This is a genomic window from Marinobacter mobilis (assembly GCF_900106945.1).
Classification (GTDB): domain Bacteria; phylum Pseudomonadota; class Gammaproteobacteria; order Pseudomonadales; family Oleiphilaceae; genus Marinobacter; species Marinobacter mobilis.
Map to the genome: position 1 here is coordinate 1 of NZ_FNNE01000003.1, position 22,248 is coordinate 22,248.

The 22,248-nt window shown below is 57.2% G+C and carries 19 protein-coding genes and 2 rRNA genes; 11 read left to right on the forward strand and 10 right to left on the reverse strand.

The genetic code is table 11. The annotated features are described in order from the left end of the window. Both BLV11_RS04825 and rrf read left to right on the forward strand, forming a co-directional pair. Positions 1-134 (forward strand): 23S ribosomal RNA (locus tag BLV11_RS04825); the annotation flags it as partial. Between the two features lie 78 nt (positions 135-212). Continuing rightward, a 5S ribosomal RNA gene (rrf, locus tag BLV11_RS04830) occupies positions 213-327 on the forward strand. A gap of 110 nt (positions 328-437) precedes the next feature. Here the strand turns inward: rrf and BLV11_RS04835 are convergent. The 9 genes from BLV11_RS04835 to BLV11_RS04875 all read right to left on the reverse strand — a co-directional run bounded on the left by BLV11_RS04835 (position 438) and on the right by BLV11_RS04875 (position 12,710). Next, positions 438-1,187 (reverse strand): response regulator, encoded by a 750-nt coding sequence (locus BLV11_RS04835; RefSeq protein WP_091811850.1) that lies wholly within the window; start codon positions 1,185-1,187, stop codon positions 438-440. Positions 1,188-1,367: 180 nt separating this feature from the next. Continuing rightward, positions 1,368-2,051, reverse strand: a complete 684-nt coding sequence (locus tag BLV11_RS04840) for a sensor histidine kinase (RefSeq protein WP_091811851.1) — start codon at positions 2,049-2,051, stop codon at positions 1,368-1,370. Further along, on the reverse strand, positions 2,048-3,691 hold the full coding sequence (locus BLV11_RS04845) for a tetratricopeptide repeat protein (protein WP_091811852.1): 1,644 nt from the start codon (positions 3,689-3,691) through the stop codon (positions 2,048-2,050). Before BLV11_RS04845 ends, BLV11_RS04840 begins: the two co-directional genes overlap by 4 nt. Continuing rightward, positions 3,688-7,206, reverse strand: coding sequence for a hybrid sensor histidine kinase/response regulator (locus BLV11_RS04850; protein ID WP_091811853.1), 3,519 nt, complete (start codon positions 7,204-7,206; stop codon positions 3,688-3,690). The genes BLV11_RS04845 and BLV11_RS04850 overlap by 4 nt, the downstream gene beginning before the upstream one ends. A 60-nt stretch (positions 7,207-7,266) precedes the next feature. Next, the gene (locus BLV11_RS04855) at positions 7,267-7,770 is read right to left on the reverse strand and encodes a hypothetical protein (RefSeq protein WP_091811854.1); all 504 of its coding nucleotides are present in this window, start codon (positions 7,768-7,770) and stop codon (positions 7,267-7,269) included. Positions 7,771-7,868: 98 nt separating this feature from the next. Beyond that, the gene (locus BLV11_RS04860) at positions 7,869-9,635 is read right to left on the reverse strand and encodes a sodium:solute symporter family protein (protein ID WP_091811855.1); all 1,767 of its coding nucleotides are present in this window, start codon (positions 9,633-9,635) and stop codon (positions 7,869-7,871) included. Positions 9,636-9,641: 6 nt separating this feature from the next. Further along, complete coding sequence (locus tag BLV11_RS04865; protein WP_091811856.1) at positions 9,642-9,905, reverse strand: DUF4212 domain-containing protein; 264 nt, start codon at positions 9,903-9,905, stop codon at positions 9,642-9,644. A 183-nt stretch (positions 9,906-10,088) separates the two neighbouring features. Further along, positions 10,089-10,787 (reverse strand): 3'-5' exonuclease, encoded by a 699-nt coding sequence (locus BLV11_RS04870; RefSeq protein ID WP_091811857.1) that lies wholly within the window; start codon positions 10,785-10,787, stop codon positions 10,089-10,091. Positions 10,788-10,796: 9 nt separating this feature from the next. After that, positions 10,797-12,710, reverse strand: a complete 1,914-nt coding sequence (locus BLV11_RS04875) for a putative nucleotidyltransferase substrate binding domain-containing protein (protein WP_091811858.1) — start codon at positions 12,708-12,710, stop codon at positions 10,797-10,799. Positions 12,711-12,883: 173 nt separating this feature from the next. Here BLV11_RS04875 and smrA point away from each other — a divergent pair, with 173 nt between their 5' ends. The 9 genes from smrA to BLV11_RS04920 all read left to right on the forward strand — a co-directional run bounded on the left by smrA (position 12,884) and on the right by BLV11_RS04920 (position 20,452). Then, on the forward strand, positions 12,884-13,465 hold the full coding sequence (gene smrA / locus BLV11_RS04880; protein WP_091811859.1) for a DNA endonuclease SmrA: 582 nt from the start codon (positions 12,884-12,886) through the stop codon (positions 13,463-13,465). A gap of 56 nt (positions 13,466-13,521) precedes the next feature. Beyond that, on the forward strand, positions 13,522-13,713 hold the full coding sequence (locus BLV11_RS04885; RefSeq protein WP_139173210.1) for a membrane lipoprotein lipid attachment site-containing protein: 192 nt from the start codon (positions 13,522-13,524) through the stop codon (positions 13,711-13,713). 72 nt (positions 13,714-13,785) lie between these two features. Then, positions 13,786-14,253: a (2Fe-2S)-binding protein gene (locus BLV11_RS04890; RefSeq protein WP_091811861.1), complete on the forward strand. Its 468-nt coding sequence runs from the start codon at positions 13,786-13,788 to the stop codon at positions 14,251-14,253. Position 14,254: 1 nt separating this feature from the next. Next, on the forward strand, positions 14,255-16,453 hold the full coding sequence (locus tag BLV11_RS04895; protein WP_091811862.1) for a xanthine dehydrogenase family protein molybdopterin-binding subunit: 2,199 nt from the start codon (positions 14,255-14,257) through the stop codon (positions 16,451-16,453). Positions 16,454-16,457: 4 nt separating this feature from the next. Continuing rightward, positions 16,458-17,432, forward strand: a complete 975-nt coding sequence (locus tag BLV11_RS04900; RefSeq protein ID WP_091811863.1) for an XdhC family protein — start codon at positions 16,458-16,460, stop codon at positions 17,430-17,432. Positions 17,433-17,484: 52 nt separating this feature from the next. Continuing rightward, complete coding sequence (locus BLV11_RS04905; protein WP_091811864.1) at positions 17,485-18,114, forward strand: methylthioribulose 1-phosphate dehydratase; 630 nt, start codon at positions 17,485-17,487, stop codon at positions 18,112-18,114. Continuing rightward, on the forward strand, positions 18,111-18,668 hold the full coding sequence (locus BLV11_RS04910; protein ID WP_091811865.1) for a 1,2-dihydroxy-3-keto-5-methylthiopentene dioxygenase: 558 nt from the start codon (positions 18,111-18,113) through the stop codon (positions 18,666-18,668). The genes BLV11_RS04905 and BLV11_RS04910 overlap by 4 nt, the downstream gene beginning before the upstream one ends. Then, a complete protein-coding gene (gene mtnC / locus BLV11_RS04915) occupies positions 18,668-19,369 on the forward strand; it encodes an acireductone synthase (RefSeq protein ID WP_091811866.1) in 702 nt (233 codons plus the stop codon). The genes BLV11_RS04910 and mtnC overlap by 1 nt, the downstream gene beginning before the upstream one ends. 21 nt (positions 19,370-19,390) lie before the next feature. Then, positions 19,391-20,452: a DUF3080 family protein gene (locus BLV11_RS04920; RefSeq protein WP_091811867.1), complete on the forward strand. Its 1,062-nt coding sequence runs from the start codon at positions 19,391-19,393 to the stop codon at positions 20,450-20,452. Between the two features lie 6 nt (positions 20,453-20,458). Here BLV11_RS04920 and tfpB read toward each other — a convergent pair whose 3' ends face one another. Then, on the reverse strand, positions 20,459-22,237 hold the full coding sequence (tfpB, locus tag BLV11_RS04925) for a type IV pilus assembly ATPase TfpB (RefSeq protein ID WP_091811868.1): 1,779 nt from the start codon (positions 22,235-22,237) through the stop codon (positions 20,459-20,461). Between the last annotated feature and the right edge of the window lie 11 nt (positions 22,238-22,248).

Consider the following 22,248-nt stretch of genomic DNA (forward strand, 5'->3'; position numbering starts at 1 on the left):
TTCCAAGATGAGATCTCCCTAAGGCCTCGAGCCTTCTTAAGAGCCGTTCAAGACCAGGACGTTGATAGGCTGGGTGTGTAAGCGCTGTGAGGCGTTGAGCTAACCAGTACTAATTGCTCGTGCGGCTTGACTATATAACACCCAAGACAATTGCGGATAACGACGAAATCGCTTATTTCTTTCTCATCCTTTCCCAGTGATCATCAGTTTTGCCTGACGACCATAGCGGTCTGGAACCACCTGATCCCATCCCGAACTCAGAAGTGAAACAGTCCTGCGCCGATGGTAGTGTGGCGTTGCCCATGTGAGAGTAGGTCATCGTCAGGCTCCTAATACAAAACCCCAGTACCAAACGGTACTGGGGTTTTTTTATGTCGGATTCGAACACCTGCCGTGCGCTACCTCAGCCTTCCCCGATCACAGCACACGAATAGACGTTACTCGCCCTCCATCAGCTCAATAACCCCGCCCACCACTCGTTGTAACTGCGATATCTGTTCATTAATCTGGACTTTCATTTGTTCGATATGGCCAGACTGGGATAGAAACAGAGCGAGTAATAGGACAAAGCCTGCCAAAGAAGAGGCAGCGACGACTCGAAACCTGGTTCTCTGCTTTCCGGTATCCTCATGCAGTTGCTGTTGCAAACGGGTTACTGCCTGCCTCAGGTTTGACAGCTCGTCATCGATCTCCTCATAAGCGACCTCCAGGGTGGACATGCGCCCGGACAGGCTGCGGCTGCTCTGCTGGGAATCGTCGGTAGAAGGTTGAGGAGGCGGTAATGGGCTGGCCTCTGCGGGTGGCTCGGTTATTGGATTTGAATCGAGAATGCCGTCAAGGGTGCGAAGTAACCGGGCACGGTCAATCTGCTTGCCAACCACGCCTGAGGCGCCAAGGGTCTTGGCTTCCTGACGATAACGTTCGGCGTTCTGTGAGGTATACATGAACACCGGAATGTTTTTGGTGTCGGCCTGGCTCTTCAGCTTTCTGAGAGCATCGAAGCCGTTCATTCCGGGGAGGAGATGGTCCAGAAAAATGATGTCGAAAGGTTCTGACTGCAGAACTGGAAACGCTTCTTCGGCTGAGCCGACACTTCGCGTGGTCACATCAGCCCGCTCCAGCAGGCGGGATAACATGATACGAGCTGTGGATGAGTCGTCAATAATCAGGGCGTGACCGCGTGGCACGGCATGTCTCCTTCCGCAATACACGACGACCCCTGAACATCCGTGCTTGCATTGAGTTGATAGGCTGTTAACTCCCGCCCGTTAGATTGCGGAAACAGGCGGCGTTATTTGTGTCAGTCAGGCTATCACCCATCTGGGCTCTTGGCACCTGCTATTGAGTGATAGCATGTGCTTAGCACCCTAAGGCAGCCATATTTCAAAGATCCCGCCGGCCAATTCCCCACCATTGTGCACCCGGATGAAGCCTTCCCGGTCATCATTCCGGTGAAGACTTGCAACCGACGACGCAAAGAACAGCCCCAGGCTGGTACTACCGCTATTGAAGTCCAGTGATTTGAAGCTGACAGGGCCATCCTTTTGCATGTGTTCGGGGTAACCCTGCCCGTTATCTTCCACTCCGATCACCAGATAGCCATCCCGTTCGATGGCCGTCAGCCGGATCCGATCACGGGTGTATCGAATGGCGTTGTTAATGGTGTTGTTGAGTACGCCGGTCAGAAGGTCATCATCAAAGTAGCCGTTGATGTCGTCTGCAACGATATCGTAGGTAATGTTATGGCCACTGAGCAAGGGCTGATGACGGGCGAGATGACTGGCAAGAAAATCCGGAACGAAGTGTTCCTCGATATGGGCTGACAGGGTCTGCTCACCAAGCCGGTAAATACCCAGCAGTTGTACCAGGTCGCTATGGAGACGCTCCGCTTCGTACTGCAATGTATTGAAGCGGGAGCTGTCGGTGAGGCCATCGGGTGGCTCCTGCCGCAGTTCATCCAGCGAATTGAGCAGCATGCCCAGTGAATTCTTCATATCGTGAACGGCGGAGGCGATAACCATGGAAAAATCGATCGGCGAATGGTCACTCATGATCTAAGGGCCTCCAGTTTCTTGTGCAGGGCCTGGTACCGCGCATATTGGCGATGTTGCTGGGGTAGCGTGGACAATGTCGCCAGGAGGTTCTGACAGTCGGTGAGCAGAGCCTTGCGTTGGCGGTCTCCGCTATATTGTTTCATCAGCACCTGAACCAGGTTGAGATTAAGGGCGGTATGGGAAGGAACAATGGCCAGTGCCTCCCGGAATGCCGTAGCAGCGCCATCGAGGTTACCCGCCTCAAAGGCTTTGATTCCATCCTTGTTAAGGTCTCGTGCCTGCATACGCTGACGAAAACCTACGGGCTCATCCAGCAGGTTCTCGATCTTCTGGATTATGTCGCCATCGTTCTCAAAGCGCTGCGCCAGCTTACCCAGCAATGATTTTGCATCCGTGTCTTTGCCCACACGAAACAGGGTGCGGGCATACTCCAGCCCGGTATCGGCAGACAGTGAGTCAACATCTGCCAGCGCGTCGGACAGTGAGTCCAGACAGCTTTGGGCTGCTCCGAGGTCGCCTTGGCCTGCATGCAAACGGGTTTGAAGCAAACGGCTTCTTGTCGTAACGTCGGGTGTATCTGCAAAGCGTTTTTCCATTCTTGCCAGGGTGCTTCTCGCATCTTCTGCGTAGGCTTTTCCGACATCGCTGGTATCGCCGTCGCTGAGCTCACACAGCGTGGTTCCTAGCGACAGGTAGTGATCGGCGTTGTCATGAATGGAATGGGCGCCCAGCTGCACAGTCTTGCGCCAGGCCGAGGAGGCTGTCTCCATATCCTGGTTAGCTTGGGCAACCGTGGCGAGTTGTTTTTGCCGTAGCAGAGCGTTGGGGGACAACTCTGTGGCTTTTTGCAGGGTTTTTTGAGCCGGAATCAGCCGCCCCTGTTGGGCCAGGGCCTCGGCGAGCAGGTCATAACCTTCCATATAGTCCGGGTGATCCGCAACCAGTGCCTTCAATACCGCGACGGCTTCGTCATATCGCTGGTCGGCCAGCAAGACCTTGCCTTTGCCCAGTCGCGCCCAGGAAAGATCCCGTTGTGCCAGAACGTCGGCGTAGATCTTTCCGGCGTGGCTGAGATCGCCAACCCGTTGGTAAAGATCGGCCAGGGTCTTCATCAGCCAGGTTCGGTATCTTGGGAACTTGCCGATGGACTGAAGGCACAGGGTAATGGCCTCCGGATAGTTTTCCAGATCAATGGCCCGGTTGATCGGGAGCAGAGTACGACGCTGTTCGACCAGGCTGCCCAGACGTTTTTCTAGCATCGCCCGGTTAATTGGCTTGGTGAGATAGGCATCTGGCTGGTATTCCCGGGCCCCCATGACCATTTCCTTGGACGTCTCTGCGGTTACCATCAGGAAAAGCGAGGCCCGTTTCAGCAATTTCTTATGCCGCAACTCCTCGAGAATGTGCTGGCCATTCTTGCCTTCGCCAAGATTGTAATCACACAGCACCACATCAAAGTGCTCGTAAGTACACCGCTGGATAGCTGCAGCGCCATTATTGGCTACCTCGATGTGTTCGGCCCCGAACGTACGGAGCATCTGACGCATTGACAGGCGAAAACTCTCGAAGTCATCAATGATCAGGTAACGAAGCTTCCGGAACGGATTGTCGTGGACGTTACTTGAAGGTTCAGTCATGGTCTTCGCTGTTTCAGTAGTTTGTTCACCAAGGCCCGAAGTGCGGCAGGTTTAACCGGCTTATAGAGTATCTGGTAACCACGTGCCAGCGCATCCTCTTTCACTTCAGCTCCGAGGTAGCCAGTGATCAGGATGCCGGGGATATCCGGGTTCAGGGACGAGCGTATGGTATCCATGGCATCCAGACCATTCTTGTCGTTGTCCAGCTGGTAATCGGCAAGAATGATATCGGGTGCGATGCCGTCCAGTTTCACCTGGGCATCTTCGAGACTTTCTGCAGCCGTTACCCGACATTCCCAGTTGTTCAGCAGCGCCTGCATTCCCTGAAGTATCTTGGCATCGTTATCGATACACAGCACATGCAAACCGCGCAGGGTGGAGACACCCCGTGGGCCGGGTTTCGGAACGGGCTCGCTGGATTTTGGACTTCCGCTGGGCGTAAGAGGTACGGTTATAGTGAACACACTTCCCCGGCCCTGGATGGAGTGCACATTGACGGGGTGGTCGAGCATTCCACAGATACGGTCAACAATGGCGAGCCCCAGGCCCAGGCCCTTGCTGTCCTGGCCATGCTGCAGACGTTTGAATTCTTCAAAGATATGCGCCAGCTGGTCTTCCGGAATACCTGGTCCGGTATCCCAGACCTCAATTCGCAGGAAGCCTTTCAGACGCCGGCATCCCAGCAGTATCCGCCCCTTCGGGGTGTAACGAATGGCGTTAGAGAGCAGGTTCTGGATCACCCGTCGAAGTAACTTGGCATCGGAACGAACCCAGGCTCCGCTGTTCACCAGAGTTAGCTCCAGGCCACGGTCGGCCGCAATGGCTGAGAAGTCTGTCGCCAGATTACGCAGCATGTCATTGATCGGAAAGCGGGTGATGTCCGGTTCGAGGGCTCCGGCATCAAGCTTCGAGATATCCAACAGGGTACTGATGATTTCCTCGGCAGCGCCCAGTGAGCTGTCGATATGCTCTACCAGTTCGGTGGTTGCGGGATCATGGGATTTGCCGGATAGCGCCGAGGTAAACAGCCGTGCGGCGTTCAGGGGTTGCAGCAGGTCATGGCTCGCCGACGCCAGGAACCGGGTTTTGCTCTGGTTGGCCTGCTCGGCCACAGATTTGGCTTTCAGCATCTGTTCGTTGATCACCTGCAGTTCCTGGGTGCGTTCCTTGACCCGCTGTTCCAGATAGATATTCGTTTCCTTCAGCGCCAGTTCCGTGCGACGCATGGCGGTGATGTCCTGGAATGTGGTGACGTAGCCGCCGCCGGGAATCGGGCTGCCCTCAATCTTGATGACGGTACCGTCCGGACGCTCGCGTTCGTAAGAGACGCGCTCTCCTTTACGCATGCTTTCACAGCGGTTATCGATGATTTCATCGATTTTCCGTGCCGGCAGGTTGGAGCTGGTGAGGTTGTATCGCATCAGCTCTTCAATCGGGCGTCCTACCCGGACAAAGCCCCGGGGATAGGCAAAGAGCTGCAGATAGCGCTGGTTCCACACCACCACCTGCTGCTGGTGGTTAATAACCGCCACGCCAATACTGATGTTTTCAATGGCAGACTGGAGCAGCTCACGACTGAACGTCATGGCCTGGGAGGCTTCATCGACGATGCTGACCACATCCTCAATCTGCATGTCCCTGCCGGTGAGGGTGGATTCCAGCACCACCCGTGCGGTTGAGGCGCCGATGACGGACGCCAGCTGACGTTCGATGTACTTCATCAGGTGGGTTGAGGCCGGCCGCTGTGGTGACAATCGAATGGCGTTACGGCGTTCATAGTTCCTGAACAGTGAATCCGCTTTTTCCTCCCCCATGAAGCGGTCCGCCAGGGCCTGCAGGTCTGAGGTCAGGATCTCACCTTCCCAGGCCTGGTGATGCGGGGTTTCTGCCCGTGGCTGGGGGTCATGAAAGAAGGAGGCGATCTGGATTTTTTCGCGAACCCGCTGCCGGGTAACCATGGACAACAGCACATAGACGACCGTATTCAGGCCCAGGCTCCAGATGATGCCATGGCTGATCCGGTCCATTTCCAGGCCCATCAGGGCCGTGGGGCGGGTCCACTCAAGCCCCAGGATTCCATGTTCGATGAGATTGACGTTGAGCCAGCCGGTTGATTCAAGTGCAGGAATCAGCATGGTGTAGCACCACATCAGGAAGCCGACGACGAGCCCCCAGAAAGCACCGGTATGATTTCCCTGGCGCCAGGCAATGCCTCCAACCAGGGATGGCCCAAACTGAGCGGCCGCTGCGAACGACAGCAGGCCGAAAGCCGTCAGGCTGTATTCGGCACTTGCCAGGCGATAGAAGCCATAGGCGGTCAGCAGCACTGCAACAATGGCAATGCGGCGGATACTCAGTAACAGATGGCTTAAGTCTTCCCGCTGATTCATCCGCGGCCGGAAAAATTTCAGCAGGGCCGGCATGACAATCTCGTTGCTGACCATGGTCGCAGTGGCTATGGAACAGACGATAACCATGGCGGCCGCTGCAGAAACGCCACCGAGGAAGACCAGGATGGCAAGCCAATGCTCACCCGCGATGACGGGGAGGGTGAGGATCAGGGTGTCGGGGTTGCTGCTGGAAGCGGCTGGGGACAGTAACCCCGCAGCAGCAATGGGAATCACGAACGCACTGGCGATCACCAGATACGCCGGCATCGCCCATCGAGCGACGTTGAAGTCGCGGTGGTCGGCGTTCTCCACGACCATGACATGGAATTGCCGCGGCAGGCAGATAATGGCCAGGCTGGCTACCACGGTCTGAGTAATGAAAGCGGTGGGATCGAACGCGTCAGTGGTTAGTTGACCGGTAAGACCGGCCTGGGCCACTTTCTGGAAAAGATCACCAAAGCCATCGTAAAGACTGAAGCCAACAAACAGGCCGACGGCGATGAAGGCGAGAATCTTGATGAACGATTCAAAGGCAATGGCCTGGATCATGCCCCGGTGATGCTCGGTGGACTCCAGGTGCCGGGTGCCAAAGAGGATGGTAAACGCGCCAAGTACCAGCGTGACGTACCAGGCAGAATCCGCCCAGGGTTGCTGATTCACCGTGACACCGGTGAGATCGGGGCTGGAAAGCACATTGAAGCCCATGGAAATGGCTTTCAGCTGGAGTGATATGTACGGCACGCTGCCAATCAGCGCAACGATGGCGATCAGTGCCGCCAGCGATTGCGACTTGCCGTAGCGGGAGGCGATAAAGTCCGCGATGGAGGTGCTGTTGTTTCGTTTGCTGATGTAGATGATCCGCCGGATCAGCGGCGCACCGAACACGAACACCAGCAACGGGCCCAGGTAAATGGGAAGGAAACCAATGCCTTCCTGAGTGGCCCGTCCTACGGCGCCGTAGAATGTCCACGAGGTGAAATACACCGCCAGGGACAGGGCGTAGATATTGGTTCGTGCCAGGCGTTTGCGATAGAGGCCGGGATGACGGTCACCAGCCCAGGCAATGGCAAACAGCAGAGAGATGTATGTGATCGAAATAAGGCCTAACAGCCAGCCGCTGAGCATATCGGAGCGATCTCGTTACCCTTTCTGAATACGGAAAAGCCGGCCTGGGCCGGCGGTTAGTCAAATGCAGGCTGCGAGGAACAACCTGTCGTCATCTGCGAGCGTGCGAAGCCGTTCTACCTGGGGGGCCCCGCTATCATCCAGCGGAACCAACTCTTTGCTTGCACAGTTCAGCAGATGGATCTGTTTGCTGACGGCATCAGTATAGGACTGTTCAAAGCGATACAGGTAAAACATGTGAATATCGCGATTGTTAGGTGATGATTCGAGGCTGTTGGTGTCCAGCACCGTAAAGCTGGTCACCTGAGGAACCAGATAGGTCCAAGGGCGGAGAGGGTTCTTGAGTTGTTCCTGTCCGACCACCACCGCTTCTGGCGGGAGCTGGGATTTTTTGTGTTCAAACCAGGTGTACTCCCCCTGGATCAGGTAAGCCAGCATGCCGAGCCCGGCAAACACCGGAATGATCCATTTCGGGGCCCGTTTGGCGGTGATGGCGCGAATACCCAGAGCAATACCCGCTGCGCCGAGGCCGGAAAACACCGTTGCCACAAACGTCCAGAACATAATTATGACTTCCTTAAAAAAATGGGCCTCCTCACTGAGGAAGCCCATTTGGGGTCAGCAGCTTACAGAGCGAGCTCTGCATGACACTGCATTATTACTTAGTGGTCGGATGCAGCACCAGCCCCACGTGGGTAACGGACGCTTTCGACCAGATCCTGGATTTCCTGAGGCGGCTCTTTGGTCACTGCGGAGACACCGAAGGCAACCGCGAAGTTGATCATTGCACCAACCGCACCGATGGACAGGGGAGAGATCCCCAGAACCCAGTTGTCTGGAGTATCCGCCAGGTTGTTGGTGCCCGGAATGAACAGCCAGCCCTTGTAGACAAAGATGTAGACCAGGGTGAAGCCCAGACCGGTAAGCATGCCGCTGATGGCGCCAACGTTGTTAACCCGCTTGGAGAAAATACCCATCATCAGGACCGGGAACAGCGAGGCTGCGGCAATACCAAAGGCCAGAGCAACAACCTGAGCGGCGAAGCCTGGAGGGTTGGCACCGAGATAGGTCGCCACCACAATCGCCACCGCCATGGATATCCGGGCAGCCAACAGCTCCTTCTTATCCGAAATGCCTGGATTGATACGGCCCTTGATCAGGTCGTGACTGACCGCCGACGAGATTGCCAGCAGCAAGCCTGCAGCGGTAGACAAGGCGGCTGCCAGACCACCGGCGGCAATCAAACCGATTACCCAGCCAGGCAGGTTGGCAATTTCCGGGTTGGCCAGTACCAGGATGTCGCGGTTTACGTTCAGCTCGTTGCCGGCCCAGCCGCGTGACTCTGCTTCAGACTTGAACGCGTCGGTATCGTTGTACAGCTGGATACGACCGTCGTTGTTCTTGTCCTCGTACTTGATCAGACCGGTGACTTCCCACTCACGAACCCAGTTCGGACGCTCGTCGTACTCGATTGGAGCCGCTGCGGTACCGTCAGGGTAGATGGTTGTCATCAGGTTCAGTCGGGCCATGGACGCAACAGCAGGCGCTGTCAGGTACAGCAGCGCGATGAAGACCAGCGCCCAACCACCGGACCAGCGAGCATCTGATACCTTGGGAACAGTGAAGAAGCGCATGATAACGTGGGGAAGACCTGCAGTACCGATCATCAGCGACAGGGTGAACAGAACCATGTTCAGCTTATTGTCCACATCGGCGGTGTAGGAGTTGAAGCCAAGATCGGTGATGATCAGGTTCAGTTTTTCCAGCAGTGGTACGCCCGAGTCGACATGGGTGGAGAAAAGACCCAGCGGCGGAATCGGGTTGCCGGTCAGTTGCAGGGAGATGAAGACGGCAGGAATGGTGTAGGCAACGATCAGCACGCAGTACTGGGCGACCTGGGTGTAGGTGATGCCCTTCATGCCGCCCAATACGGCGTACATGAATACGACCACTGCTGCGATCATCAGGCCCATGGTGGACTCGACTTCCAGGAAGCGGGAGAAGGCAACACCGGCACCGGCCATCTGGCCGATTACGTAGGTGACCGAAGCCACGATCAGGCAGATAACGGCAACCAGACGCGCGTTGCTGCTGTAGTAACGGTCACCGATAAACTCTGGAACCGTGAACTTGCCGAACTTACGCAGGTAAGGCGCGAGCAGCATCGCCAGCAGAACATAGCCGCCGGTCCAGCCCATCAGGAAGGTTGAGTTGGCATAACCGCCAGCGGCGATCAGGCCGGCCATGGAGATGAAGGATGCAGCGGACATCCAGTCGGCACCGATGGCCATACCGTTGGTGACGGGGTGAACGCCACCACCAGCGACATAGAAGTCCTTGGTGCTGCCGGCCTTCGCCCAGATGGCGATACCGATATAGAGGAGGAACGAGCCCCCGACAAACATGAGATTAATTGCAAATTGGCTCATTCGATCTTACTCCTCGTGCACGCCGAATTTTTCGTCGATCTTGTTCATACGCCAGGCGTAATGGAAGATCAGCACGATGAAGGCAAGAATGGATCCCTGTTGCGCGAACCAGAATCCCAGATCGGTACCACCGATATGAATGCCAGCGAGCATGGGGCGAAGAAGAATGGCAAATCCATAGGATACGAGGGCCCAGATCACCAGACTTCCCACAATGAGGCGAAGATTGGATTTCCAGTATTGTTCGGAATCGTAGCTATGACCAGACATAACAGTACTCCTCTCTTGTTGTTGTAAATACCGTTCTTTTTTTAACGTTGGGCTACAGAGGCTCAGCGGTTTTTGTGTATTGACTTTTTTACCGTTGATACTTTCCGACTTTACCGGTCAACCGCCAGATAGGTATTGGCAAAAGGTCTAAATCTTGCGTTGAGGCAGGTGGATAGGGGCTTTTTAGTACTGCTTCATGTTGTTCAGTTTTCGCCAGTGACGCAGTTTTTCATCAAGCTGGGCGAGGGTGGTAACCCCCTCTTTCAGAGCCTTGTTGATCACGATGAGGGTAAGCTCGGCGGTCACCATGGCATCGGCTGCGGCATGGTGGCGGGTGCTGGCTTGCAGGCCAAAGTACTCAGACCAGTGATCGAGGCCCCGGCCACCGGTTTCCGCCTTGGGGAAGAATAGAGGTAGCAATTCCGCCACATCGAGCCAACTGTGGCCCATGGCGTAACCAAGCTGCTGACGGACGGTTTTTTCGAGAAACTTCTTATCGAAGGCCGAGTGGTAGGCGAGTATCGGGTCACCATCGAGCCATTCCAGCAGGTGTACCAGTGCGTCTTCGGTTTCGTGGCCCTCTGTCAGGGCCTCGGGGCCGATGCCGTGGATCAGCACAGTTTCACTGATATCCAGTTCCGGCCGTCGCAGAATCAGATCGAATTGGTCCCGTAAATCGATGGCATTGCCATGGATCACGACAGCGCCGATCGCGATGACCTGATCCCTGGCTGGATTAAGCCCGGTGGTTTCGAGATCCAGGACCACGAGTCTTGTCTGATCCAGAGGTTGGTCCCGAAGTGGTTTAGGGTGGGGTAATTCGCCTTCCCCTGGATGGGTGTAACGGTGGCGATTGAGCCAGGCTTTGACAGAGTTGAGCATCGGTCCACCCTAGAGTTGGTAGGTAACCTCCAGCTTTTGCTGGAGTCGCTGGGCCTGGCGGAATGATTCTCGCAATATCCGCCGATCCAGGGGGTTCAGGTGGTCGGGGTTGATGAAATTGGAAAGCGGTAGCTGTTTATCGAGCAGGTCCTGGTGGGCACGCATGCGGATCGCCTGGATCAGGCTGTAGGCTTCCTTCCATGCGTTTGCATCCTTCTTGTCGAAGACGCCCTTGTCGGCCAGGCGGTCGATGCGTTCAAGGGTGTTGGCTTCTTCTACGCTATTGGCCAGGGCGAATACACGTACCGACTCGACGAACGGGGCCAGCCCCTGACGCTTCAGGTCCAGGGTGTGGGGGGCGCCATCAGGAGCGTAGCGGAATCCGCGGAACATGGTCAGCGGCGGGCGTCGATTGAGCGCATTTTCCGCCAGCATTTTCTGAAACAGTGCATTCTTCTGGATGCGGGTCAGCACCTTGCTGAGCAGGTCTTCGAGCGGGCCACTGGGGCCGAACACCGCTCGCATGTCGAGGAAGATCGAGGAGTACACGAGGTTCTGCGGCGTGGAGGCATCAATAAAGCGTATGAACCATTCATCCCATTCGCGCCCGCTCAGGCACAGCTTGGGATTGCTGGCCATAATATTGCCCTTGCACAGGGTAAACCCGCACTCGGCCAGATCCCGGTTGACCGACTCGGCAAACGGCAGCAGTTTTTCGCGCACCTGATCTTCGGTCATGCCCTCCGGCACCGAGAACAGGATGCCATTGTCCTGATCGGTCAGCAGTGTCTGCTCCTGACGACCCTCGCTGCCAAAGGTCAGCCAGGTGAAGGAAATTTCAGGGTCATTGCGCTGGCGGTTCAGTTCGAGTACCCGTCGTACGGTCACATCATTCAGCGTGGTAATGATCTTGACGACCTGTCCGGAATCGGCGCCGTGGGCGAGCATGGTGTCGACCAGTCGGGATACATCGGAACGGAGACTCACCAGAGTACGAAGGTGTGTTGCAGTGCCAATGGTTCGCGCGAGGTGAACGAGGTCAACCCGTTGCAGTGAAAACAGGTCCCTTTCCGACACGACGCCAATCAACCGGTGTTCATCGTCCTTGATGCAGACGTGGGCGAAATGGTGCTCCGCCATCTGCATGGCAGCCTCGAACGCATCGGCGTGGGCAGGTAGACACATAGGGTTCCCGGTCATGACCTGAGCAATGGGGATCTCCAGAGAGGCGTCGCCTTCTGCCACGATGGTACGCAGGTCTCGCAAGGTGAAAATACCAACCGCCCGGCGCGCTTCGTCGGTAATCACGATGCTGCCGACATTGTTCTCGTGCATACGGGCAACGGCTTTTCTAACCGGCGTATCGGGGGAGCAGACAATCGGGTTGCGCAGCGCAAAACGTTCGAGGGGGGTATCCAGCGAGTGGCTGGTGCCGATGGATTCCATGGCGCCGCTGCGGATGTGCTGGTTGACCCGGTCCAGCAGGCTGCTGACCCCGCGCAAACAGAAATCCCGGAAGGGATCGCTTTCGGAAAACAGGATGACAAAACTGTCATGGTCCAGGCTTAGACAGAAGGTGTCCCCGCTGGCACGGTGTAGGGTGCGTGTCGGACGCTCACCAATCAGTGCCGCCAGCGGAAAGCACTCGCCCTGACTGATTTCAAATGTGGTTTCGGGCTCACCGGTTTTCTGATTGGTGCGCTCGCCCCGGACCCGACCCTGTTTGACAATCTGGAATTCGGTGACGGCGCCATCGTCCGGAGACAGGACAACGTCGTTGTCGGCGTAAAACCTCAGCACTGCGTGTTCCGCAAAGTGTGCCAGGTGCGCTTCGTCCATGAAGGAGAAAGGGGCATGTTCTCGCAGGAAGCCCATAATGGCGCGGGTATTCTGGGGGGGCTGAGGGTCTGGTGAGCGGGTCATGGTCGGATGGGTTCTTATTATGTTTGAGGAGCCAGGAATCCTCAGTTTAGACCAACGTTTACATCGTCGGTGTTGGCCTTTGGTCGTATTGGTCGGCGCTCGCTCCGACCGCTTTATAGCCCGGCTGGCCGGTGGTAAAGTGCTTGGGATGTAGCGTTTGAGCGGTTATCGTGATGACTACCAAAGAAGAGCGGATGACGTTCCTCCAGGAAATGGAAGGCGTTCGCAAGATCCGCAAGCCGAATCGTGCGGATATCAAAAAGCCAACGGAGTTAACGCCGGGTCACCTCGAACGTCAGCGCGCGGCCCAGGCCCAGCCTCTGGTCGACCGGAATCCCCTGACTGCCGATGTGGTTGAGCCTCTGACCAGCCACGACGTGTTGAGTTGGCAGCGCCCCGGTGTACAGCATGGGGTATTCCGCAAACTCCGTCTTGGCCAGTACCCGATTGAGGCCCGTCTTGACCTGCACCGGCTGACGGTGGAAGAGGCGCGGCGTGAGGTGTACCGGTTTGTTCGGGACTGCGTGCATTATGGCGTGCGTTCGATGCTGATCCTGCATGGCAAGGGTGAACGAAACCCGGATGGTATCGCCCAGCTCAAGAGTTATCTGGCGAAATGGCTGCCAGAGCTCGATGACGTTCTGGCCTTCCATTCGGCTCAGAAACATCATGGTGGTACCGGAGCGGTGTATGTGATGGTTCGCAAAAGCGACCGTCAGAAGACTGAAAATCGAGAGAAAAACCGCAACCGCTAGGCGGGCGTACAGGGAAATATCTGTAATTGACTGAACTGACAGAGATGGAGATACATGTGAAGAAGTTGTTGATTGTTACTGTAGCGTTGATTGCCTTGGCCGGTTGTAAGGATCGGGTATTGTGGAACAGTAACGGAGCCTATGACGGTGTCGGTAATCAGGAAGTCTGGAATTCCAATGGTCAGATCAACAACGGCGAAGGCCGGGTTATCTGGCGTGATACCAGCGGTAAGGATGTGATTCAGTAATCACCCGAACCGTATTGCCGAAACCCGGGTTCGGCAGAGACAACAACAAAGAACAAGCTGAGGGAGATACCCATGGCCATAAGCCTGACGGTAAATGGACAGAAACGATCGGTCGATATTGAAAGTGACACCCCGTTACTCTGGGTGATTCGCGACGAGCTCGGGCTCAAGGGAACCAAGTTCGGTTGTGGGGCTGCACTGTGTGGCGCCTGTACGGTTCACCTGAATGGTACACCCATTCGCTCCTGTTCCACCCCCGTCAGCGCTGTGGATGGTCAGGAAATTACCACCATCGAAGGAATCAGTGGCTCAACCACGCTGCATAAGCTTCAGCAGGCATGGGTTGATCATGGTGTCCCCCAGTGTGGCTACTGCCAGTCCGGCCAGTTGATGACGGCCGCCCACCTGCTGTCTTACAACGCTGCGCCGACGGAAGATGAAATCAAGACCGCGATGAGCGGCAATATCTGCCGTTGCGGTACCTACTCAAACATCGTTGCGGCCATTCAGTCCGTAGCCGGTAGCGAAGGGGAAGCATGACATGAGCATGAATCGACGTGACTTCCTGAAAGTAGCCGCTGGTACCTCCGGTGGTTTGATGCTGTCTCTGAATCTGACAGCCTGTGCTGGCACCCCCACCGGTTACAGCGAGGAGACCGGCAGCTGGACGGCGGACGCCTGGCTGGAGCTGACACCGGATAACCAGGTGTTTTTTACCCTGGCCCGGGTCGAAATGGGGCAGGGAACCTACACCGGGCTCACCACGCTGATTGGCGAGGAGCTGGGTGTGGCGCCGGAGCGGATTCAGGTTCGCTTTGCTCCGGTAGGCAAGGAATACATTAATCCGGCGATCAAGCTGCAGATGACAGGGGGGAGCACCAGTGTGGCGACCAGCTGGCAGCCGCTGCGAGTCGCTGGTGCCAGCGCACGGGAAATGTTGGTTGGAGCAGCGGCCCGGATTTGGGCGGTGTCTGCTGCTGACTGTAAGGTTGATGACGGCCAGGTTCGGCATCCAAATGGTTCCGATGCCCTGAAGTTTGGGCAGTTGGTCGAACTGGCGGCCAAGGAGTCGGTTCCTGATGATCCTGCGCTTACGCCCCGTGATCAGTGGAAGTACATTGGCAAGAGCCGGGGGCGCCTGGATGCGTTGGCGAAGTCTACCGGTACGGCCGAGTACGGAATCGACGTCGAATTGCCGGGAATGGTGTACGCCGTGGTGACCCGCCCGCCAAGATACGGTGCGACAGTGGCGTCGTTTGACGCGAGCGAGGCGCTGGGCATGCCCGGTGTGCTGGATGTGTTCGAGATTGACCGGGGCGTCGCTTTGGTGGCCGACAAGTACTGGCGTGCGCGCAAGGCGCAACGGGCTTTGAAAGTCGAATGGAATACCGAGGACGCGCTGTCTGCATCCAACGCCTCTGTCATGGCGTTCTACCGCAAGTCGGCGGATGAGGATCCGGGCGTCAATGAGCGGGAAGAAGGCGATATCGGTGAGGCCTTTGAGTCCGCCAGCCGAGTGGTGGAAGCGAGCTATGAACAGCCGTACCTGGCGCATGCGACCATGGAGCCGATGAATGCCACCGCGTTGTACCACGGTGATCGTATGGAAATCTGGGCACCGACTCAGGCGCCTGATCTGGGGCGAATTGCGGTTGCCCGAGTCACGGACCTGTCACCGGATGAGGTCGATATTCACACGACGTTCCTTGGCGGTGGCTTTGGTCGTCGGCTGACGCAGGACTTTATTGGAGAAGCGGCGGAGGTCGCTTACAAGGTGAATAAGCCGGTCAAGCTGATCTGGTCGCGGGAAGAAGACACCCGCCACGATTTGTACCGGCCAGCGATGTTGCACCGGATGAAAGCGAGTATCAGCGGTGACCAGGTGACGGGTTGGCATCATCAGATCGTCGGCCCGCAGATCCTGGACTGGTATGTGCGTAATGCGGCACCGGCGCAGTACCCATGGGCGCCCAAGTTCCTCTACGACACCCTGGGTAAAGCTGGCCTCATGGGTGAGGGGTTGATGACACCCAAGGACACCTCGGCCATCGAGGGGGCGGTCGAATACCCCTACCAGGTTGCAAACCTTGAAGTGCGGCATACCCATTGTGACCCCGGTGTGCCCATCACCTGGTGGCGCTCGGTGGGCTATTCCCACAACGCGTTTGCGGTTGAAACCTTTATGGATGAACTGGCCCATGAAACCGGCCAGGACCCCTTCGAGTTCCGTCGCAATCTGCTGCAGCACGAGCCCCGCCATCTGGCGGTTCTGGAGCGCGCCGCAGAACTGGGCGGCTGGGGAACGCCGCTGGCTGAGGGGCGTGCCCGTGGCATCGCTGTCCATCGCAGTTTTGGTACTTATGTGGCCCAGGTGGTCGAGGCCAGTATCGAAAATGGAGCCATTCGTATCCACCGGGTTGCCTGTGCCGTGGACTGTGGTCCGGTAGTCAACCCTGACATCGTAAGGGACCAGATCGAGAGCGGTGTGATCTTTGGTCTGACCGCGGCGCTTTACGGCAACATCACACTGGAGAATGGTGAAGTTAAGGAAAGCAACTTCCACGATTACCAGATGCTGCGTAACCACCAGCGGCCAGATGTTGAAGTGGCCATTATTGACAGTAATGAAGCGCCGACAGGCGTCGGTGAGCCGGGTGTTCCTCCGGTGATCCCGGCCTTGGGCAACGCCTTGTTTGCCCTGACCGGTAAGCGCCAGCGTACGCTTCCGCTGACGGCCTGAACCGATGGTTGCAAGCCTTGGCCAGGCAGTGCTGAAGTCAGTTCGTGAATGGCTCACGGAAGGGCAGCGAGCCTGGTTGTGCACCATTGTCCAGACCTGGGGGTCTTCGCCACGACCCGCAGGTTCCTGGCTGGCCGTCAGTGAATCCGGCGAGTGGAGTGGGTCGGTGTCCGGTGGTTGTCTGGAGGAGCATCTGCTGAGTCAGTGTGTTCAGAACCGGCCGGAATCCCCGCAGTTGCTCGACTACGGGGTGACGGATACCGACAGGGGAACGTTTCAGTTGCCCTGCGGTGGCCGTATCCAGCTGTATGTCGAACCCCTGTTTCCGGATAAGAGCCGGGCGCATATCGAGGCGTTGCTGGCGGCACTTGATGCCCGTCAGCCGGTTGCCCGGCGGATCGACATGGCGTCTGCGAACGCTGAGCTTGTGGTCGGGGAGCGTTGCCAGGCGCCCGCCAGATTGGTGGTATCCGAGGGCGTGTTGGAGCATTGCCTGACTCCTGCCTGCCGCTTGTTGCTGGTTGGTGCCGGGGAAGTGGCCCGTTACGTGGCAGCGTTTGCCGAAGCTGCCGGTTTTGATGTCAGCCTGTGCGAACCGCGGGAGGCGTTTTCTGCTGGCTGGACCGGTGAACGACCGCTGATCAGTGCCTTGCCTGATGATCTGGTGGTTCAGCAATTCAGTGACCGCTGGAGCGGGGTGCTGGCGCTGGCGCACGATCCAAGGGTGGATGACATGGCGCTGTTGGCCGCACTGCGAAGTGAGGCGTTCTATGTTGGCGCCATGGGGTCGGTCAAGACCTCGAGTGCGCGTCGTGAACGGCTCGCCAGTCTGGGGCTCACTGACTCGGAACTTGATCGTCTGCATGCTCCGATCGGCGTTAATATTCCAAGTAAGACGCCAGCGGAAATCGCGATTGCCATCGTTGCCGACCTGATCAAGGCACGTTGGGATATGCTGGCGTCCCTGCCCGATTTATAATGTTCGGACATGTTCCGAATTATCTCCCAGGGGACTCCCATTGCCAGATTTCATGCCATTTGATGTCACCCGTTATGCCCGGGCTGCACAGTCCATTGTCGATGCAGGGCGGTTCCTGTTTGCTCAGGGTTGGTCACCAGCCACCAGCAGTAACTATTCTGAACGGATAGATCCGCAGCATATTGCCATCACCGTGTCCGGTCGTCACAAGGGACAGCTGGAAGCCGGCGATGTGATGGTGGTGGACCTGCAGGGGCAGCCGGTGCAGAGCCAGTGTCGGTCGTCTGCTGAGACACTGTTGCATACCGTGGTCTATGATCTGCTGCCAGATACGGGCGCGGTGCTTCATACTCACTCGGTCAAGGCGACGGTGCTAAGCCGGCTGCTTCCGTTGGGTGAACCGTTGGTGTTGTCCGGTTATGAGCTGCAGAAGGCGTTTCCCGGCTTCGATACCCATGAATCCGAGCTTATCGTGCCGGTCTTCGATAATACCCAGGATATGGATGCGCTGTCGCAGCAGGTGCGGCAATGGCTGAGCGCGAATCCCGGGCAGCCCGGCTACCTCATTCGCGGGCATGGCCTGTATACCTGGGGTGACACCATGGCGGATTGCCTGCGCCATGTGGAAGCCTTTGAGTTTCTTTTTGAATGTGAACTTGAAACCATGAGAATTCGCCGATGACTACCTTGAGTATCTTTAGCCAGAACGAACCTACCACGGCCCATACCGTGACCAGTGATGCGGCCGAAATCCAGCGTCTGCTGGCGGAGCAGGGCATCCGTTTTGAACAATGGCCAACCCGTGCTTTTGCGGCGAACGCTTCAGCGGAAGAGATCCTGGAAGCTTATGCGGACGACGTCGCCCGGCTGAAAGCTGAATGCGGGTTTCAGACGGCGGATGTGGTCAGCCTGACGCCGGATCACCCGGACAAGTTGGCGTTCCGCCAGAAGTTTCTGGACGAACATACCCATGCTGAGGATGAGGTACGCTTCTTTGTCCGTGGTCAGGGGTTGTTCTATCTGCATCTCGGTGAATCAGTCTATGCCGTTCTTTGCCAGCAGAATGACCTGATCAGCGTCCCTGATGGCACCCGTCACTGGTTTGATATGGGGCCAGAGCCTGAATTTACCTGTATCCGACTGTTCTCGAACCCGGAAGGCTGGGTTGCCCAGTTTACTGGTGAGGCCATCGCCAGTGAGTTACCCGGTTACGAGACCCTGACAGGAGCGGTCTGATGATCCGGGTGATTCTTACCGACATTGAAGGCACGACCAGTTCCATCGATTTTGTCCATGACGTGCTGTTTCCCTATTCCTCCGAGCACCTCGCGGACTTTATCCGCGAGCATCATGGCGATGACGTGGACGTTCGCGAGCAGCTGCAGGCGGTGGCGGAGCAAACCGGGCTGGCTGTCGACGATATTGATGGCCTGATCGAGGAGCTGCAGCGGTGGATCCGGGAAGATCGCAAGGAAACCCCGCTCAAGGCTCTGCAGGGGATGTTGTGGGAGCAGGGTTACCAACATGGTCATTTCAAAGGGCATGTTTATCCGGATGCCGCTCACTACCTGAAGGTCTGGAGTGAGCGGGGGCTGCGGCTCTTTGTCTACTCGTCCGGTTCGGTGAAGGCCCAGAAACTGATCTATGGCTTCAGTGAAGAAGGGGATCTGACGCCGTTCTTCAGTGGCTATTTTGACACCAGGATTGGTGCCAAACGGGAGCCCGCATCCTATCAGGCAATTCTGCAAGAGTTGGGGGTAGAGCCGGACACGGTGCTGTTCCTGTCGGATGTGGAAGCGGAACTGGAAGCCGCGGAAACTGCGGGTATGAAAACGGCCTGGCTGGTGCGCGACGGTGACGTGCCCGACGAAGGCCGTCCGGCCATGCGTGATTTTGATGATGTGGACAAACTGCTGAGGGAACATTTCCCGTTGTAGAGCTGTCCGACGGAGGCTTCCATGGGGGCATTCAGGCTGCCGGGGATATGTGTTCTGGTTGTCGGTCTGACCATCCTGACCAGTGGCTGCAACCCGTTTTCCGAGCCCCGTTCAATGCTGGACGAATACGTTGAACGGCTTGCCCGGGTGCTTGAGCTGGAGCCCTCGCTCAGCCCGATTGATCCGGGCGAACGGATACCGCGACGACGCGACCGTCAACTGGCGTTGCCGGAGCTGGACATCAACATGCTGGACTTCCTGTCGCTCTACGGTTGTGAGTTACAGTATGTGGTGGGTGAGCGCAATTCGGTCATGGGGCGGGTGATGCAGCCACTGAACCGCTTGCGTTATGAGCAGCGGTTTATTGTGGAGGCGCGAAACTGTCTGCCTGAGATCCATACTGACGATGCGCTTTATCAGCAGGTCGGGCAGGCCATTGAGAGCAAGATTGCCTCCTTGCCCATCGCCTTCTGGAATGCCACCTGGGGTACCGAGGAGATGGAGTCACTGGCCACCCTGGCCAAAGGTGCCCTGCCGATAACACCTGACCGTGGACGGGTGATTCAGGTAGCGGCCGATCTGGCGTTACTGAACACAACGCTTGAAGTCATGCTGGTGGGAAACTATCACCAACCCCTCGACGATGTCGCCGCCCTTCAGCAACGCTGGCTGAACACTCACACCCTCGGTCAGTTGTTTGTCAGTGCCCATCTGCTAACGGCTCGCCTTGATGATGCCACCCGGTTAATGCAACAACGGCTTGAGGGGCGTCCCTTGTGTTTGCAGGGTAAGCCCGGTCAGCAGGCCCGGCTTGCAGAGGCTGTGCTGTTCAACGTCTACAGCACGAACGTCCAGCCCTACCTGACGCTGGTTCAGCGAACCCGTGATGATATGGTGCCGGTTGCCGCAACGTTGGTGCAGAGGCAGTTGGCGGTCATGCCGGCGGAGTTTGAGCCCTGGTATCGTCGTTACCTGACCGTCACTGACCCGGGCAGCGTCTGGTACCAACTGGATCAGGCGATGGACCGGCATACCCGGAGCTGGCAGGCCTTGATGAAGCAGTGCGGACTGATGCCGGGCTGAACCGGTTCAGCGCTGGCTTTCGGGTGTGACCCGGAGAATTTCCTCAATGGTGGTCTGGCCTGAGGCGACCTTCTGGGCGCCACTCAGGCGCAGGGACTTCATGCCCTCCCGATAGGCGTCGACCCGCAGCTGTTCGAGTTCGCACTGTTCCGTGATCCGGCCAGCCAGCTTGTTATTCAATGGCAGGATTTCATAGACCCCGATCCGTCCCATATACCCGGTGTTGCGACATTCCAGACAGCCCACGGGATGATAGACCTGCTTCGGTGCTGGTGCTTTCCAGGGGCGGGTCAGGGTGTTCCAGGCTTGTTCGTCGAGTGGTCCCGGCTGCTTGCAGTGAGGGCACAGGCTGCGTACCAGGCGCTGGGCCATCACCCCCAGAACAGTGGCGCGGATCAGGTAGGGCGGAATGCCAAGCTCCAGTAACCGGGTAATCGCACTGGGAGCGTCATTGGTGTGCAGCGATGACACTACAAGGTGACCGGTCAGGGCGGCTTGCACGGCCATTTCAGCGGTTTCCAGGTCGCGGATCTCGCCGATCATGATGATGTCCGGATCCTGTCGCAGCAGCGCACGAACGCCTGAAGCGAAGGAAAGCTCGATGTTATGCTGAACCTGCATCTGGTTGAACATGGGCTCAACCATTTCGATGGGGTCTTCAATTGTGCAGATGTTGATTTCCGGCGAGGCCAGCTGCTTCAACGTGGAGTAGAGGGTGGTGGTTTTGCCCGAGCCTGTGGGGCCGGTCACCAGCACAATGCCGTGGGGATGGCTGGTAATGTTCTGCCAGCGATCCTGATCTTCTCTGGAGAAGCCAAGCTGCTCAAAGGATTGCAGCAACACCTCGGGATCAAAAATTCGCAGCACCATCTTCTCGCCAAAGGCCGTAGGCATAGTGGCGAGCCGCAATTCGATCTCGCTGTTATCCGGCTTACGGGTCTTGATGCGGCCATCCTGGGGACGTCGTTTCTCAGCGACATTGAGGCGTCCCAGGATTTTCAGCCGGCTGGTGACAGCAACGCCGACCTGATCGGGAAATTCATAGACGTTATGCAGTACACCGTCGATCCGGAAACGGATCTGGGTAATGCCGCGGCGGGGCTCGATGTGGATATCGCTGGCCCGCTGCTCAAAGGCGTACTGGAGCAGCCAGTCGACAATTTTAACCACATGCTGGTCGTTGGCGTCCGGATTTTCGTTACCGCCGAGATCCAGGAGCTGCTCGAAATTCTGGCTGCCACTGGCTGCCCCCTGTCCTCCACTGGCCTTACTGACCGAGCTGGCCAACTGATAGAACTCAACGGTAAATCGGCGCAGATCTTCCGGGTTGGCGACGACTCGCCGGATGTCCTTCTGCAGAACGTGGCGAAGGTTGCTTTCCCAGTCCTCTTTGAACGGCTCTGCGCTGGCTATCAGCACTTCGGTGGCTCGGATCTCGACCGCCAGGATTTTGTGGCGCTGGGCGAAAGCGTAAGACATGACGCGTGCGATCGACGGTGTGTCGATCTTCAGTGGGTCTATGTGATAGTAAGGCTGCTTAGCCCATTGGGCGAGCCATTCCGTCAGCCGGTCCAGAGTCAGCGATTGGTCGGTTTTCAGACTGGTCAGCCCGGCTATCGCCACCACTTCCAGTGGATGCCGCTCTGAGTGCTCGCCGCTCAAATTGGCTGCCAGAACCCGTTCCACATCATCCTGGCTGACTTCTCCGCTGCTGACCAGGGCGGTACAAACGTCGCGCAGATTCAGCTCGGAGCTGGGCGGTGTGGGCGGGAAGTGATCGGCCATGGTGTCGTCCT